The sequence below is a fragment of the Rhizobium sp. Rhizsp42 genome, from assembly GCF_047304155.1.
Classification (GTDB): Bacteria; Pseudomonadota; Alphaproteobacteria; order Rhizobiales; family Rhizobiaceae; genus Rhizobium.
Window position 1 is genome coordinate 213,513 of record NZ_JBGLYS010000003.1, and the last position, 14,256, is coordinate 227,768.

10 protein-coding genes are annotated in these 14,256 nt (G+C 61.3%); 4 read left to right on the forward strand and 6 right to left on the reverse strand.

Features of this window, described 5'->3' with window-relative positions; translation table 11 throughout:
• The first annotated feature begins 30 nt into the window (after positions 1-30).
• On the forward strand, positions 31-1,902 hold the full coding sequence (locus tag ACCD05_RS05485) for a L,D-transpeptidase family protein (RefSeq protein WP_111563516.1): 1,872 nt from the start codon (positions 31-33) through the stop codon (positions 1,900-1,902).
• A 52-nt stretch (positions 1,903-1,954) separates the two neighbouring features.
• On the opposite strand, the gene recG is transcribed toward ACCD05_RS05485, so the two are convergent.
• Positions 1,955-4,060, reverse strand: a complete 2,106-nt coding sequence (gene recG, locus ACCD05_RS05490; RefSeq protein ID WP_413391647.1) for an ATP-dependent DNA helicase RecG — start codon at positions 4,058-4,060, stop codon at positions 1,955-1,957.
• 91 nt (positions 4,061-4,151) lie between these two features.
• On the opposite strand from recG, the gene ACCD05_RS05495 reads away from it, so the two are divergent.
• On the forward strand, positions 4,152-4,466 hold the full coding sequence (locus ACCD05_RS05495; protein WP_026283364.1) for a succinate dehydrogenase assembly factor 2: 315 nt from the start codon (positions 4,152-4,154) through the stop codon (positions 4,464-4,466).
• A complete protein-coding gene (gene mfd, locus ACCD05_RS05500; protein ID WP_413391532.1) occupies positions 4,466-7,969 on the forward strand; it encodes a transcription-repair coupling factor in 3,504 nt (1,167 codons plus the stop codon). The genes ACCD05_RS05495 and mfd overlap by 1 nt, the downstream gene beginning before the upstream one ends.
• Positions 7,970-8,040: 71 nt before the next feature.
• Here the strand turns inward: mfd and ACCD05_RS05505 are convergent, their stop codons facing one another.
• Entirely contained in the window at positions 8,041-8,712 is a 672-nt protein-coding gene (locus ACCD05_RS05505; RefSeq protein ID WP_413391534.1) for a DsbA family oxidoreductase, read from the reverse strand.
• Positions 8,713-8,812: 100 nt separating this feature from the next.
• Entirely contained in the window at positions 8,813-10,618 is a 1,806-nt protein-coding gene (locus ACCD05_RS05510) for an extracellular solute-binding protein (RefSeq protein ID WP_413391536.1), read from the reverse strand.
• A 268-nt stretch (positions 10,619-10,886) separates the two neighbouring features.
• Between ACCD05_RS05510 and ACCD05_RS05515 the strand changes: the two genes are divergently transcribed.
• Positions 10,887-11,540: an invasion associated locus B family protein gene (locus ACCD05_RS05515; RefSeq protein ID WP_111563521.1), complete on the forward strand. Its 654-nt coding sequence runs from the start codon at positions 10,887-10,889 to the stop codon at positions 11,538-11,540.
• Between the two features lie 126 nt (positions 11,541-11,666).
• On the opposite strand, the gene hspQ is transcribed toward ACCD05_RS05515, so the two are convergent.
• The 3 genes from hspQ to ACCD05_RS05530 all read right to left on the reverse strand — a co-directional run bounded on the left by hspQ (position 11,667) and on the right by ACCD05_RS05530 (position 13,952).
• Positions 11,667-11,996 carry a heat shock protein HspQ gene (gene hspQ / locus ACCD05_RS05520; protein ID WP_018900558.1) on the reverse strand — a complete coding sequence of 110 codons (330 nt, stop codon included), beginning with the start codon at positions 11,994-11,996 and terminating at the stop codon, positions 11,667-11,669.
• 151 nt (positions 11,997-12,147) lie between these two features.
• Positions 12,148-13,557 carry a type I glutamate--ammonia ligase gene (gene glnA, locus ACCD05_RS05525; protein ID WP_018900557.1) on the reverse strand — a complete coding sequence of 470 codons (1,410 nt, stop codon included), beginning with the start codon at positions 13,555-13,557 and terminating at the stop codon, positions 12,148-12,150.
• Between the two features lie 56 nt (positions 13,558-13,613).
• Positions 13,614-13,952: a P-II family nitrogen regulator gene (locus ACCD05_RS05530; protein ID WP_018900556.1), complete on the reverse strand. Its 339-nt coding sequence runs from the start codon at positions 13,950-13,952 to the stop codon at positions 13,614-13,616.
• Positions 13,953-14,256 lie beyond the last annotated feature (304 nt).

Consider the following 14,256-nt stretch of genomic DNA (forward strand, 5'->3'; position numbering starts at 1 on the left):
AGACAGCATGATACTGGGACTGGAAAAAGCATGACATTCTTCTTGAAAGGTGCGGTTTCCGCACTGGCACTTTCCTGCGGTATGGCCGCGATGGGTGTCGCACCCGCGCATGCCTATACGCTGATGGACATGATCCGAGGTGATCGTGCCCGCACCCAGAGCACCATCATCAATCCGGCTCCCGAAGTGCTGCCGCCGCAGGCCAATACCAGCGCGCCGCTGCCGAAGGTGTCCGCACCGCGTTATTACACCTACAAGGTGGATCCGATGCGGCTTGTCGATACCGGCAAGTTCACCGATCCTGTTGTCACCGGCGCGGTCGCCGCCGTCGGTACGCCGAGCGATGCCACGCCGTCGGTGCAGCGCCGCTATCTGATCGATGCCAAGGTCCGCGCCCCTGTCGAAGTCGCCAAGGCGCTTGAGACCTACTACGGCGACACCAAGAACGAACTGGTCTGGCTGACAGGCACCGAGGTCAACGATCGCGCCAAGGCAGCGATGGCCTTCCTCGCCAATGCCGGTTCCGTCGGTCTCGACCCGGCCGACTATGCTGTCGAGGTTCCCGCTGTCGATCCGGCCAATCCGGATCCCGCGATGCGCGACCGCGCGCTGACGCAGTTCGAACTGGCGCTGTCGGCCAAGGTTCTGGCCTATGTGCAGGATACGATCCGTGGCCGCGTCGACCCGAACAAGCTCTCCGGCTATCACGATTTCGCCCGCAAGACGGTCAATCTCGATCCGGTGCTGAAGCTGGCGCGGATGAGCCCCGATGTCGGCGCCTATCTCTCGAGCCGCACGCCCAATGGTCCGCAGTTCGCAGCACTGCAGGCCGAGCTTGCCAAGCTGAAGGGCGAGGGCAATGGCGAGCAGCCGATCAAGATCGAACTCAGCGGCGTGCTGCATCCCGGCGAAACGTCTTCGGAAATCCCCAACATCGTCAAGGCGATCGACAAGCACGGCTCGGCCGCGCTGAAGAGCGAGAACGCCGCGACGCTGGCAGCCTACACCGGTGGTATCGATTACTCACCCGAGATCGTGACGCTGGTCGAAGCCTTCCAGAAGGAACATGGCCTGAAGCCTGACGGCATCGTCGGCCAGGCGACCGTTCGCACCATGACCGGCGGCGACAGTAACAGCTCGAAGATCGAGAAGGTTGTTGTGGCGATGGAACAGGCCCGCTGGCTGCCGGCTGATCTAGGCTCGCGCTACGTCTTCATCAACCAGCCGGCCTTCATGGTCTACTACCACAACGACAACAAGGAACAGTTGTCGATGCGCGTGGTGATCGGCCAGCCGTCGCATCAGACGTTCTTCTTCCAGGATCAGATTCAGACGGTCGAATTCAACCCGTTCTGGGGCGTGCCGCAGTCGATCATCATCAACGAGATGCTGCCGAAGCTGCGCTCCGACCCGAACTATCTCGATCGCATGGGCTATGAAGTCGCCGTCGGCGGCCGTGCCGTGCCGTCTTCCAGCGTCGACTGGTACGGCTCGACCGCGAACGTCTCCGTGCGTCAGCCACCGAGCGGTGATAATGCGCTTGGCGAATTGAAGATCCTGTTCCCGAACGCGCATGCGATCTACATGCACGACACGCCTTCGAAGAGCTTCTTCAAGCGTGACATGCGTGCGCTCAGCCATGGCTGCGTGCGTCTCGCCGATCCGCGCGCGATGGCGGCTGCCGTTCTGAACACCACGGTCGACAAGATCGGTCAGGAAATCGCGACCGGCAAGAACCATGCGGTGCAGGTGCCGCAGAAGTTCCCCGTCTACATCGCCTACTTCACGGCCTGGCCGGACAAGAACGGCGTCGTGCAGTATTTCAACGATGTCTACGACCGCGACACCTACGTCCAGAAGGCCTTCGACGCCACGACCAAGGCACGCGGCGCTCAGATCTGATTTCAGACGCCGCGCGGCCCATCGGTCGCGCGGCGTTTCTATGTTCGATGAATTAACCGGCGTGCAGGAAGCGGATCGCTTCTTCGCGGCGGAAGAGATAGAGCAGGGTGCGCACGGCGTTGCCCCTTTCGGATGTCAGGTCCGGATCACGCTCGATCAGGTAGGCCGCATCCTTGCGGGCGATCTCCAGCAAATCGGCATGTGCCTCAAGGCTCGCAATCCTGAAACCCGGGGTTCCCGACTGCCGTGTTCCCAACAGTTCGCCTTCGCCGCGCAGCTTGAGATCCTCTTCGGCGATCCTGAAACCGTCTTCCGTATCGCGCATGATCGTGAGACGCGCGTGGCCGGTTTCGCCCAGCGGTCCGCGATAGAGCAGGATGCAGGTCGATGCCTCGTCGCCGCGCCCGACGCGGCCGCGCAGCTGATGCAACTGTGCCAGACCGAAACGCTCGGCGTGCTCGATGACCATGATCGTCGCATCCGGCACGTCGACGCCGACCTCGACGACCGTGGTCGCGACGAGAAGGCGGATTTCGCCTGACTTAAACGCCATCATTACCGCGTCCTTTTCCGCGCCGCTCATGCGGCCGTGGATCAGGCCTATCCCCGGGCCAAGGGCGGACACGAGCGTCGCGTGACGCTCCTCGACCGACATCAGGTCGCTCTCTTCGGATTCTTCGACCAGTGGGCAGATCCAGTAGGCCTTCTTGCCGTCGAGCAACGCCGCCTTCAGGCGTCCGACGATATCTCCGATGCGCTCGGTGGGGATGGTGATCGTCTGGATCGGCTTGCGGCCGGCGGGCTTCTCGGTGAGCTTCGACACGTCCATGTCGCCGAAGGCGGCGAGCACCAGCGTGCGCGGGATCGGCGTGGCGGTCATGACCAGCATGTGCGGGGTAATGCCCTTGGCGGTCAGACGCAGGCGCTGGTGGACGCCGAAGCGATGCTGCTCGTCGACGACAGCCAGCATCAGGTTCTTGTAGTTGACCGTATCCTGGAACAGCGCGTGCGTTCCGATGACGATCTGGGCCTCGCCGGACGCGATGCGCTCAAGGATCTCGTCGCGTTCCTTGCCCTTGGTGCGGCCGGTCAGCACCTCGATGCGGATGCCGGCGGCGGCCGTGTATTTGGCGATGGTCACGTGATGCTGGCGGGCGAGGATTTCGGTCGGCGCCATCAAGACGGCCTGGCCGCCGCTTTCGATGACGGCTGCCATCGCCATCAGCGCCACCAGCGTCTTGCCGGAGCCGACATCGCCCTGCAGCAGGCGCAGCATACGATCGTCGCCGGCCATGTCCTTCAGGATCTGCGCGATCGCCTCGGTCTGGCTGCCGGTCGGCGAAAACGGCAGGGCTTCGAGGATCTGGCGGCTAAGATGGCCCGTCGCATGCACCGGCTGGCCGGCGACCTTGCGCAACCTCTGGCGCACCAGCGCCAGGGACAACTGGCCGGCCAGGAATTCGTCATAGGCAAGACGGCGTCGAGCCGGCGCCTGCGGATCGATATCGGCGGGATCGCGCGGCTCGTGCAGGCCGTGGAAGGCATCGGCGGTCGAGGGCAGGCCCTGCTTTTGGGCCAGCGCCGCGTCGATCCATTCGGGGAACACAGGCGTCTTCGGCAGGGCGGCTTCGATGATCTTGCGCAGCGTCTTCGGCGAAAGGCCGGCTGTCAGGGGATAGATCGGCTCGACCAGCGGCAGGTTTTCCGCTTCGCTTGCCTTGACGATGTAATCAGGGTGCACCATCGAGGCGCGGCCATTGAACCAGTCGATCTTGCCGCTGACGGTGACCTCTTCATCAATAGGGAGCTGTTTCTCCAGCCATGTCGATTGCCCGCGGAAGAAGACGAGTGTCAGCTCGCCGGTCTCGTCGTGCAGGAAGACACGGTAGGGGACGTTGCTCTTCTTGTTCGGCGGCGGCTGGTGGCGGTCGACGCGGCCGGTGATGGTTACGATGGCGCCCTGCGGCGCGCGCGCGATGCCCGGTTGGTTGCGCCGATCGATCAGCGAGTGCGGTGCATGGAAGAGGAGATCAACGACACGGCAATCCTCCGGTGTCTCGCGGCCGAAGAGCTTGGCGAGCAGTTCGGCGATCTTCGGGCCGACGCCGGGCAGGCCGGAGACGGAGGAGAACAGCGGATCGAGAATGGCGGGGCGCATGCCGGCAAAATGCGACGAACAATGCGTGCTTGGCAAGGCTGACAAGCCGCTTTCGAGGGTCTATAGAGGCGCATCAACAGGAAGCTATGCCATGACAGGTGTCACACTCTCGAGCGCCGATCTCGATCCCCGCCGCCGCCGGATACTGTTCCGCTGCTGGCATCGCGGCATACGCGAGATGGATCTGGTGTTCGGCCAGTTCGCCGAGCGCGAGATCGCGGGGCTCTCGGATGCGGAACTCGACGAGTTCGAGACGATCATGGCGGAAGAAGACAATGATCTGGTGCGCTGGATCATGGGAACCTGGCCGATCCCTGAGCGTTTCCAGACACCGATGTTTACGCGCCTTTGCGCCTACAAGCCCGATTTCGAATACCCCGCCGACAGCCTGCCCAGGAATGGATGATGATCCCCGGTTTTGATGCGAAGAAGCTGACGGCGCTGAACGTGCCGCTGACGATAGGCAATGTGCCGGCCGGACTGGAGCCGATGCTGCTGGCCGAGCTTGCACGCGCCGGCGCGCCGGTTGCCTATGTGCTCTCGGATGGGCAGCGCATGGCCGATCTGGAGCAGATGCTCGGTTTCGTCGCGCCCGATATTCCCGTTCTGACGCTGCCTGCCTGGGACTGTCTGCCTTACGACCGCGTGTCACCGAGCGCAGACACGTCGGCACGGCGGCTCGCCGCACTTGGTGGGCTGATCGCGCACCGCAAGAAGCCGCATGCGGCGATCGTGCTGGTGACCGTCAATGCCATGCTGCAGAAGGTGGCGCCGCAGGATGTGATCGAGAGCCTGACGTTTTCGGCGCGGCCGGGCAACCAAGTGCGGATGGACGACATCGCCGGACGGCTGGAGCGCAATGGCTTCGACCGCGTCGCCACCGTGCGCGAAGTCGGCGAGTATGCCGTGCGCGGCGGTATTCTCGACGTCTTCGTGCCGGGCTCGGAAGAGCCGGTGCGGCTCGATTTCTTCGGTGATACGCTGGAAAGCATCCGCAGCTTCGATCCGGCCAGCCAGCGCACGACGGGGCAAGTGCGCTCGCTCGACCTCAACCCGATGAGCGAAGTGACGCTGACGCCGGATACGATCAGCCGCTTCCGCAAGAATTATCTCTCGACCTTCGGTGCCGCGACCCGCGACGACGCGCTCTATCTCGCGATCTCGGAAGGGCGTCGCTATCCGGGCATGGAGCACTGGCTGCCGCTGTTCTACGACCGGCTGGAGACGGTTTTCGACTATCTCAAGGGCTTCCGCTTGGTCACCGACCATACCGTGCGGGAAGCTGCCGAGGAGCGTTCGAAGCTGGTCTTCGACTATTACGATGCGCGCCTGAACTCGGGCAAGCCGGTGAAGGGCATGTCGCAGGGCACGCCCTACAAGCCCGTGGTGCCCGACCAGCTCTATCTCGACGGCAAGACGTTTTCGGCAACGCTCGACGCCTTCGATGCGATGCGGATCACGCCGTTCAACGAGCACGAAGGCGAGGCGCGCCGCGTCGTCAATCTCGATGCCCGCCAAGGCGAACGCTGGGCGCGGCCGAGCACCGAAGGCGGCGGCAATGCCGAGCGCGTCAACGTGTTCGACGTCGTCGTCAAGCATATCGCCGACAAGCGGGCGAGCGGCGCCAAGGTGCTGATCACCGCCTGGACGGAAGGATCGCTGGAGCGCTTGCTGCAGGTTCTTTCCGAGCACGGGCTGGCGCGGGTCAAGCCGATTGCGGCGCTCAAGGAGATCGACAAGCTCGAGCAGGGCGAGGCGGCTGCCGGCGTCTACAGCCTGGAGACGGGCTTCCAGGTCGGCAATCTCGTTGTCATCGGCGAGCAGGACATTCTCGGCGACCGCATGGTGCGGCGCTCGAAGCGCCGCAAGCGGGCCGCCGATTTCATCTCCGAGGTCGCGGGTCTCGACGAGGGATCCGTCGTGGTGCACGCCGAACACGGCATCGGCCGGTTCATCGGGCTCAGGACCATTCAGGCGGCCGGCGCGCAGCATGCGTGCCTGGAGCTGCAATATGCCGACGAGGCGAAGCTGTTCCTTCCCGTCGAAAACATCGATCTCCTGTCGCGCTATGGCGGCGAGGGGACGGAGGCTCAGCTCGACAAGCTCGGTGGTGGCGCATGGCAGATGCGCAAGGCCAAGCTCAAGAAGCGCCTGCTCGACATGGCCGACGGCCTGATCCGCATCGCCGCCGAGCGGCTGACGCGGCATGCGCCCGTTCTGACCACGCCTGAGGGGCTCTACGACGAGTTCGCCGCGCGCTTCCCCTATGACGAAACCGAAGATCAGGACAACGCCATCGAGGCGGTGCGCTCCGATCTCGGCGCCGGGCGGCCGATGGACCGTCTGGTCTGCGGCGACGTCGGTTTCGGCAAGACCGAAGTTGCACTACGCGCGGCCTTTGTCGCGGCGATGAACGGCATTCAGGTCGCGGTCGTGGTTCCGACGACGCTTCTGTCGCGCCAGCATTTCAAGACCTTCTCCGAGCGCTTTCGCGGACTGCCGGTGCGCGTGCAGCAGGCCTCGCGCCTCGTCGGCTCGAAGGAGCTGGCGCTGACGAAGAAGGAGATCGCCGACGGCAAGACCGATATCGTCGTCGGCACGCATGCGCTGCTCGGCTCCGGTATCCAGTTCGCCAATCTCGGCCTGCTGATCATCGACGAAGAGCAGCATTTCGGCGTCAAGCACAAGGAGCGGCTGAAGGAGCTGAAGAGCGACGTTCACGTGCTGACGCTCTCGGCGACGCCGATCCCGCGGACGCTGCAGCTGGCGATGACCGGGGTGCGCGAGCTGTCGCTGATCACCACGCCGCCGGTCGACCGCATGGCGGTGCGCACCTTCATCTCGCCGTTCGATTCGCTCGTGATCCGCGAGACGCTGATGCGCGAGCATTATCGCGGCGGCCAGAGCTTCTATGTCTGCCCGCGTCTGGCGGATCTCGAAGAGGTTCATGCCTTCCTGCAGTCCGACTTGCCGGAGCTGAAGGTTGCGATCGCGCACGGCCAGATGCCGCCGGGCGAGCTTGAGGACATCATGAACGCCTTCTATGAGGGGCGTTACGACGTGCTGCTATCGACGACGATCGTCGAATCCGGCCTCGACGTGCCGACGGCCAATACGTTGATCGTACACCGCGCCGACATGTTCGGCCTGGCGCAGCTCTACCAGCTGCGCGGCCGCGTCGGTCGCTCCAAGGTGCGCGCCTTTGCGCTGTTCACGCTCCCTGTGAACAAGGTGCTGACGGCGACGGCGGAGCGCCGCCTGAAGGTGCTGCAATCGCTCGATACGCTCGGCGCCGGGTTCCAGCTTGCGAGCCACGACCTCGATATTCGTGGCGCCGGCAACCTGCTGGGCGAGGAGCAGTCCGGTCACATCAAGGAGGTCGGTTTCGAGCTCTACCAGCAGATGCTGGAAGAGGCGGTGGCCGAGGTGAAGGGTGTCGACGAAATCCAGGATACCGGCTGGTCGCCGCAGATATCGGTGGGTACGTCGGTGATGATCCCCGACGGCTACGTGCCGGACCTTCATCTGCGCATGGCGCTCTACCGGCGCCTCGGCGAGATCACCGAGCTCAAGGAGATCGATGCCTTCGGCGCCGAGATGATCGACCGCTTCGGGCCGATGCCGATCGAGGTGCAGCATCTCTTGAAGATCGTCTACGTCAAGTCGCTCTGCCGTATCGCCAATGTCGAGAAGGTGGATGCCGGGCCGAAGGGCGTGGTCATCCAGTTCCGCAACAAGGAATTCCCGAACCCCGGCAATCTGGTGGGCTACATCGCCAAACAGGGCTCGATGGCGAAGATCCGTCCCGACCACAGCGTATTCCTGACCCGCGACCTGCCGACGCCGGAGAAGCGGCTGCAGGGAGCGGCTGTCATCATGACGCAGCTCGCCGAGCTGGCGAAGGGCTAAAGCAAATCGGGACGGAAAGCCTGAGCTTTCCGTCCCGATTTGCATGCAACAATATCGAAAAAAACGGTCGATCAGCTCATCCCGGCGCGGGCTTCGGCCTTGGCCTTGGCGATGTCGCGCAACGCGCCGGCGATGACATCAGGGGTCTGGGCGCCGCTGACGGCGTATTGCTGGTCGAAGATGAAGAAGGGGACGCCGTTGACGCCCATCTTCTGCGCCGATTCGATTTCCTCGACAACGAGACCCTTGTCGGCATCCGACGTGAGTAAGGACGCAGTCACGGCCCGGTCGAGGCCGGATTTTTCGGCGATATCGAGCAGCACAATGTGATCGCCGACATTCAGGCCCTGTTCGAAATTCGCCTTGAACAGGCCATCGACCACCTTATCGGCCTTGTCGCGATCCTCGATCATGGCCCAGTGAATGAGGCGGTGGGCGTCGAGCGTGTTCGGGCCGATCTTGATGGCGTCGAAATTGAAATTGATTCCGACCTCGCGGCCAAGTTCGGTCAGCATCTTATGCCCTTCGGCGACACGCTCGGCACCGCCGAGCTTCTTTTCAAGCGCTGCCTTCTGGTCGACGCCTTCGGGCGGGTAATCCGGGTTGAGGCGATAGGGGCGCCAGTTGACGTCAACGCCGACTTCGTCCTGGACTTCCGCGATTGCGAGCTCCAGCCGGGCCTTGCCGAGATAGCACCAGGGGCAGACGACATCCGAGACGACGTCGATGACTATGCGTTCCATGGGCTTTCCTTCTCTGAATTGCTGGCCCCGAAAGGGCGTTTGAAGCCATCTAGTCGCTGAGGGTGGCCAGTTCAACCAGGCAGGAAAAGAGAACCACCTGTTATTGGACGCTCTGATCCCACCATGCGGGCAGCTGATAGCCGTATAGCGGCACCTGGTCGGGGTGACCGATGCGCTTGCTGCGGGCGACCCACTGGTTGTCGACGTGATAGAGCGGCAGCACGTAGTGGCCCGACAGGAGCAGTCGGTCGTGCGAGCGGACGGCGGCGGTGAAATCCTCGGCCGAACGCGCGTTGAGGATGTGCTGGATCAGCGTATCGACATCGGGATCGGCGACGCCGGCGAAATTGTCGGTGCCGTCGCGATCCCGTGAGGCCGACGACCAGCGACCGACCTGCTCGATGCCAGGCGATAGCGACGAGGTGAAGGATTTGACGATCACATCGTAGTCGAAGGTGTTGGTGCGGCTCTGATACTGCGAATCATCCACCGTGCGGATCGAGGCGTTGATGCCGAGCAGCTGCAGCGAGCGCTGGTAGGAGACGGCGAGTTTTTCCTGGTCGGTGTTCTGCGTCATGATCTCGAAGGCGAGCGGGCGGCCATTGGCGTCGCTCATCTTGCCGTTCTTGATCGTGTAGCCGGCCTCCTTCAGAAGAGCGACGGCCTGCTTCAGCACATTGCGGTCGCGGCCGGAGCCATCGGTCACGGGAAGCTTGTAGGTGCCGTCGAGGATGGCGGGATCGATGCGATCCTTGATTGGGCCGAGCAGCTTCAGTTCGCGCTCGTCAGCGGGCACGCCAAAGCTGGAGAGCTCGGAGTTCTGCCAATAGCTCTGCGTCCTGATATAGGCGCTGGAGAAGAGGTTCTTGTTCGCCCATTCGAAATCGAAGATCAGCGACAGGCCCTCGCGCAGCTTCACATTGTCGAAGAGCGGCCGGCGGGTGTTGAAGACGAAGCCGAACATGCCCGATGGCAGCTTGGGCTGAAACTCATCCTTGACGACATTGCCTGAAGTCACAGCCGGGAAATTGTAGGCGCTCGCCCAATGGCCGGGGCTGCCATCCGGATAGATATCGACATCGCCCTTCTTGAACGATTCGAACAATGTCGTGTCCTGCAGGAAATACTGGACGGTGATCTGATCGTAATTGTCGAGGCCGACCTTGGCGGGGAGATCCTTGCCCCAGTAATTCGGGTCGCGCTCGAAGGTTATGCTTTCGCCCGGCTTCAGCGACTTGATCTTGTAGGGACCGGAGCCGATCAGCGGCTTCAGCGTCGAGCGGTCGAAATTCTCCGCGTCGATCGCGTGCTTGGGGAGGATAGGCGTCGAGCCGGCGAGAATCAGCGGGAATTCGCGGTCGGCCTTGTCGTTGAAGGTGAAGCGGACGCTGTGATCGCCGACCTTCTCCATCTTCTCGACGGCATTGAGGCGGGTACTGAAGGGCACGCGGCCTTTCTCTTTCAGGATATTGAAGGAGAAGATCACGTCATCGGGCGTGACGGGCTGGCCATCGGACCATTTGGCTGCTGGGTTCAGGTTGAACTGGATATAGGTCCTGTCGTCGTCCCATTCGACGGATTGCGCCAGGAGGCCATAGAGCGTGAAGGGCTCGTCGCGCGAGCGCAGCATCAGCGTTTCATAGACCAGATTGCCGTATTCCGGATCCCACATACCGCGCGCCGTGGTGCGCATGCTCTTCAGGATGAAGGGGTTCAGGTTGTCGTAGGTGCCGACGACGCCGTAGGAGATCTTGCCGCCCTTCTTCACGTCCGGATTGACGTAGGGGAGGTGCTTGAAATCCTGAGGCAGAGCAGGGGCGCCGTGCATTGCGATGCCATGCACGGGTTCGGCAACGGCTGCCCCGCAAACAAGGGTGAAGACGACGGGGAGAACGATCCGGAGCATAGTCGAAATCCTTTCCGGAAAACGGCGCGATTCGGCGGCAGACTAACATGCCAGCCGCGCAATTCACTATCAGGAGCAAATTCTTTCCGGCGATACCCAAAACGCCAAAGAAACACTGGAAATCTCCAGCAACGCGATGTAACAGGGACCCCGAAGTCGGGGGGTCATGCATTTGCCTCATTGTTTTAAGAGGTCAGATGCGAACAACCCTGTTGGTGAGGACGGCAAATGGGCTGTCCCAACGGGATATCAGGAGACGGAATTCGTTATGATGTTCAAGTCTGAAAAGAAAACACGGGCAGCCCTGTCCGTAATGGCAGTGATGCTTGGCGCCGCAGTGGCTCCGGTGTCTTCTTATGCGCAGGATGCGTCTGCCGACGCTGGCGCACAGGCTGCCGGCGCACCGCGCCTTGGTTGGTACAAGACCTGCAACAAGCAGGAAGACAATGACGTCTGCGTCGTGCAGAACGTTGTTCTGGCCACCGGCGGTCAGCTCGTTACGGGCGTTGGCCTCATCACCGTTTCCGGCAAGGTGAACAACAAGAGCCTGCAGGTTTCCGTTCCTCCGGCACGTCTGATCCCGCCGGGCATCGGCATGCAGATCGACGGCGGCAAGCCGCAGAAGATCGACTACCTGATGTGCATGCCGGATCGTTGCGTCGCGCAGATCCCGCTGACTGACGCCATGGTCGCCAGCCTGAAGAAGGGCACCGATCTGGTTCTGACCTCGATCAACTTCCGCCGTGCGCCGAACCCGATCAAGATTTCGCTTGAAGGCTTCACCGGCGCATTCGACGGCGAAGCGGTTTCCGCTTCCAAGCTCGCCGAAAGCCAGAAGAGCCTGCAGGACAGCATGCAGAAGAAGGCCGACGAAGCGCGCAAGAAGCTTGAAGACGCCCAGAAGGCCGCCAAGGCCCAGTAATTTCGATCCTCATGGATTGTCGAGAAACCCGGCTTCGAGCCGGGTTTTTTGTTGCCTGCAACCTGGATCATGACCAAAGAAAAACCCCGCTGGGAAGGCGGGGTTTTGAAATGGATATGCAGCGGCTTAGTGGGTGAAGCTCATCTTGGGTTTGAACTGCCCTGTCGGTGCCATATCGAAAATCTGGTAGACCTGTTCATTGCGAAGCGGTTCGCCGCTTTCGTCATTCATAAGGTTCTGTTCGGATACGTAGGCGACGTATTCGTTTTCTTCGTTTTCGGCGAGCAAGTGGTAAAAGGGCTGGTCCTTGCTGGGGCGCACGTCGGCGGGAATAGAATTCCACCATTCTTCCGTATTCGCGAATTCCGGATCGACATCGAAGATGACGCCGCGAAACGGAAATACCTTGTGCCGAACCACTTCGCCGATACTGAACTTAGCTAGTCTTTCTTTCATGGTACGACTTCCTTTCATCACCTGATTTGGTGATTGATCTCACCCAAATCAAGATTTGTGCGAGAACTCGTCACATGAGTGTCACATCAACGCGAGGTTTCCGTGACGTCGGATAGACGAAAGCCCCGGCGAACCGGGGCTTTCTGAGGGCTTACGCCGAGTAGTACATGTCGTATTCGACCGGATGCGGGGTCATGTCGTAGCGCATGACCTCGATCATCTTCAGCTCGATGAACGAGTCGATCTGGTCGTCGTCGAAGACGCCGCCGGCGGTCAGGAACTTGCGATCCTTGTCCAGGCTTTCCAGCGCTTCGCGCAGCGAACCGCACACTGTCGGGATCTTCTTCAGTTCCTTCGGCGGCAGGTCGTAGAGATCCTTGTCCATGGCCTTGCCGGGATGGATCTTGTTTTTGATGCCATCGAGGCCAGCCATCAGCATGGCGGCGAAGGCGAGGTAGGGGTTCGCCATCGGATCCGGGAAGCGGACTTCGACGCGTTTTGCCTTCGGGTTGCTGCCGAACGGAATGCGGCACGAGGCCGAGCGGTTGCGCGCCGAGTAGGCGAGCAGAACCGGTGCTTCATAGCCCGGGACGAGACGCTTGTAGGAGTTCGTCGACGGGTTGGTGAAGGCGTTCAGCGCCTTGGCATGCTTGATGATGCCGCCGATGAAGTACAGGCAGCTCTCCGAGAGGCCCGCATATTCATCACCCGCGAAGCTTGGCTTGCCGCTCTTCCAGATCGACATGTGGACGTGCATGCCCGAGCCGTTGTCGCCGAAGATCGGCTTCGGCATGAAGGTTGCCGTCTTGCCATAGGCATTGGCGACCTGGTGCACGACGTACTTGTAGATCTGCATCTTGTCGGCGTTGCGAACGAGCGTGTCGAACTTGATGCCGAGCTCGTGCTGGGCAGCGGCAACTTCGTGGTGGTGCTTTTCGACGACGACGCCCATTTCACTGAGGACCGTCAGCATTTCGGAGCGCATGTCCTGGCAGCTGTCGATCGGAGGAACCGGGAAATAGCCGCCCTTGACGCGCGGACGGTGGCCGAGGTTGCCGGTCTCGTATTCGGTATCGTCGTTGGACGGCAGTTCGGTCGAATCGAGCTTGAAGCCGGTGTTATAGGGGTCGGCCTTGTAGCGAACGTCGTCGAAGATGAAGAACTCGGCTTCAGGACCCACGAAGACGGTGTCGCCGATGCCGGATGCCTTCAGATAGGCTTCTGCCTTCTTGGCGGTGCCGCGCGGATCGCGGTTATAGGCTTCGCCGGAGACCGGATCGAGAATGTCGCAGAGAATGACCATGGTGGACTGCGCGAAGAACGGGTCCATGTGGACCGTTTCCGTGTCGGGCATCAGCACCATGTCGGATTCGTTGATCGCCTTCCAGCCGCCGATCGAGGAGCCGTCGAACATGACGCCATCGGCGAACATGTCTTCATCGACGCAAACCACGTCCATCGTGACGTGCTGCAGCTTGCCCTTGGGATCGGTAAAGCGCAGGTCAACAAACTTGACGTCGTTATCCTTGATTTGCTTGAGGATTTCGCTTGCGGTCGCCATAAAATGGTTCCTTCATTTGAGAAGACGAGACGATTGCCTCGCCTGGACCAAACAGGTCAGATCGCATCGACACCGGTTTCGCCGGTACGGATACGAATGACTTCTTCGATATTGGATACGAAAATCTTGCCGTCGCCGATACGGCCGGTTTGCGCGGCCTTGCGGATCGCGTCGATGACGGCCTCCGCGTTCTCGTCGGCGAGGACGACTTCGACCTTCACCTTCGGCAGGAAATCGACGACATACTCCGCGCCACGGTACAATTCCGTGTGGCCTTTTTGGCGACCGAAGCCCTTTGCTTCCGTGACTGTGATCCCCTGCAGGCCAACTTCCTGAAGGGCTTCCTTCACTTCGTCCAGCTTGAAGGGCTTAATGATCGCTTCGATCTTTTTCATGAGAAAATGACTCTCCGCTTCTCCCGTTATAGCAGGCTCATACCCACCCCCCGATAGAATGCAGTTATCGTGCCAGTTGGAAAGCGGAATCTTCGTGGAAATGGCAGCCGGAGACCGAAAGTCGAGCGATTTTCAGCAATTTCAACGATTTTTTTGTCAAAAACGGCGCGGGTTGCAAGCGAAAAGCTTAAATTTCGACCGAAATGAGGAATATTCGCGATGTCTCATGCTTTCTTTCTGGCTCGGGGTGTCGATTAAAATATGTGCAAATGAACAAATATTGATCTTCCAGATTTTGCGCCAA

Excerpts from the sequence above, each read along its gene's own strand:
- ACCD05_RS05485 (WP_111563516.1), top strand. The coding sequence starts at position 31 with ATGACATTCTTCTTGAAAGGTGCGGTTTCCGCACTGGCACTTTCCTGC.
- recG (WP_413391647.1), bottom strand. The coding sequence starts at position 4,060 with ATGCGCCCCGCCATTCTCGATCCGCTGTTCTCCTCCGTCTCCGGCCTG.
- ACCD05_RS05495 (WP_026283364.1), top strand. The coding sequence starts at position 4,152 with ATGACAGGTGTCACACTCTCGAGCGCCGATCTCGATCCCCGCCGCCGC.
- mfd (WP_413391532.1), top strand. The coding sequence starts at position 4,466 with ATGATCCCCGGTTTTGATGCGAAGAAGCTGACGGCGCTGAACGTGCCG.
- ACCD05_RS05505 (WP_413391534.1), bottom strand. The coding sequence starts at position 8,712 with ATGGAACGCATAGTCATCGACGTCGTCTCGGATGTCGTCTGCCCCTGG.
- ACCD05_RS05510 (WP_413391536.1), bottom strand. The coding sequence starts at position 10,618 with ATGCTCCGGATCGTTCTCCCCGTCGTCTTCACCCTTGTTTGCGGGGCA.
- ACCD05_RS05515 (WP_111563521.1), top strand. The coding sequence starts at position 10,887 with ATGATGTTCAAGTCTGAAAAGAAAACACGGGCAGCCCTGTCCGTAATG.
- hspQ (WP_018900558.1), bottom strand. The coding sequence starts at position 11,996 with ATGAAAGAAAGACTAGCTAAGTTCAGTATCGGCGAAGTGGTTCGGCAC.
- glnA (WP_018900557.1), bottom strand. The coding sequence starts at position 13,557 with ATGGCGACCGCAAGCGAAATCCTCAAGCAAATCAAGGATAACGACGTC.
- ACCD05_RS05530 (WP_018900556.1), bottom strand. The coding sequence starts at position 13,952 with ATGAAAAAGATCGAAGCGATCATTAAGCCCTTCAAGCTGGACGAAGTG.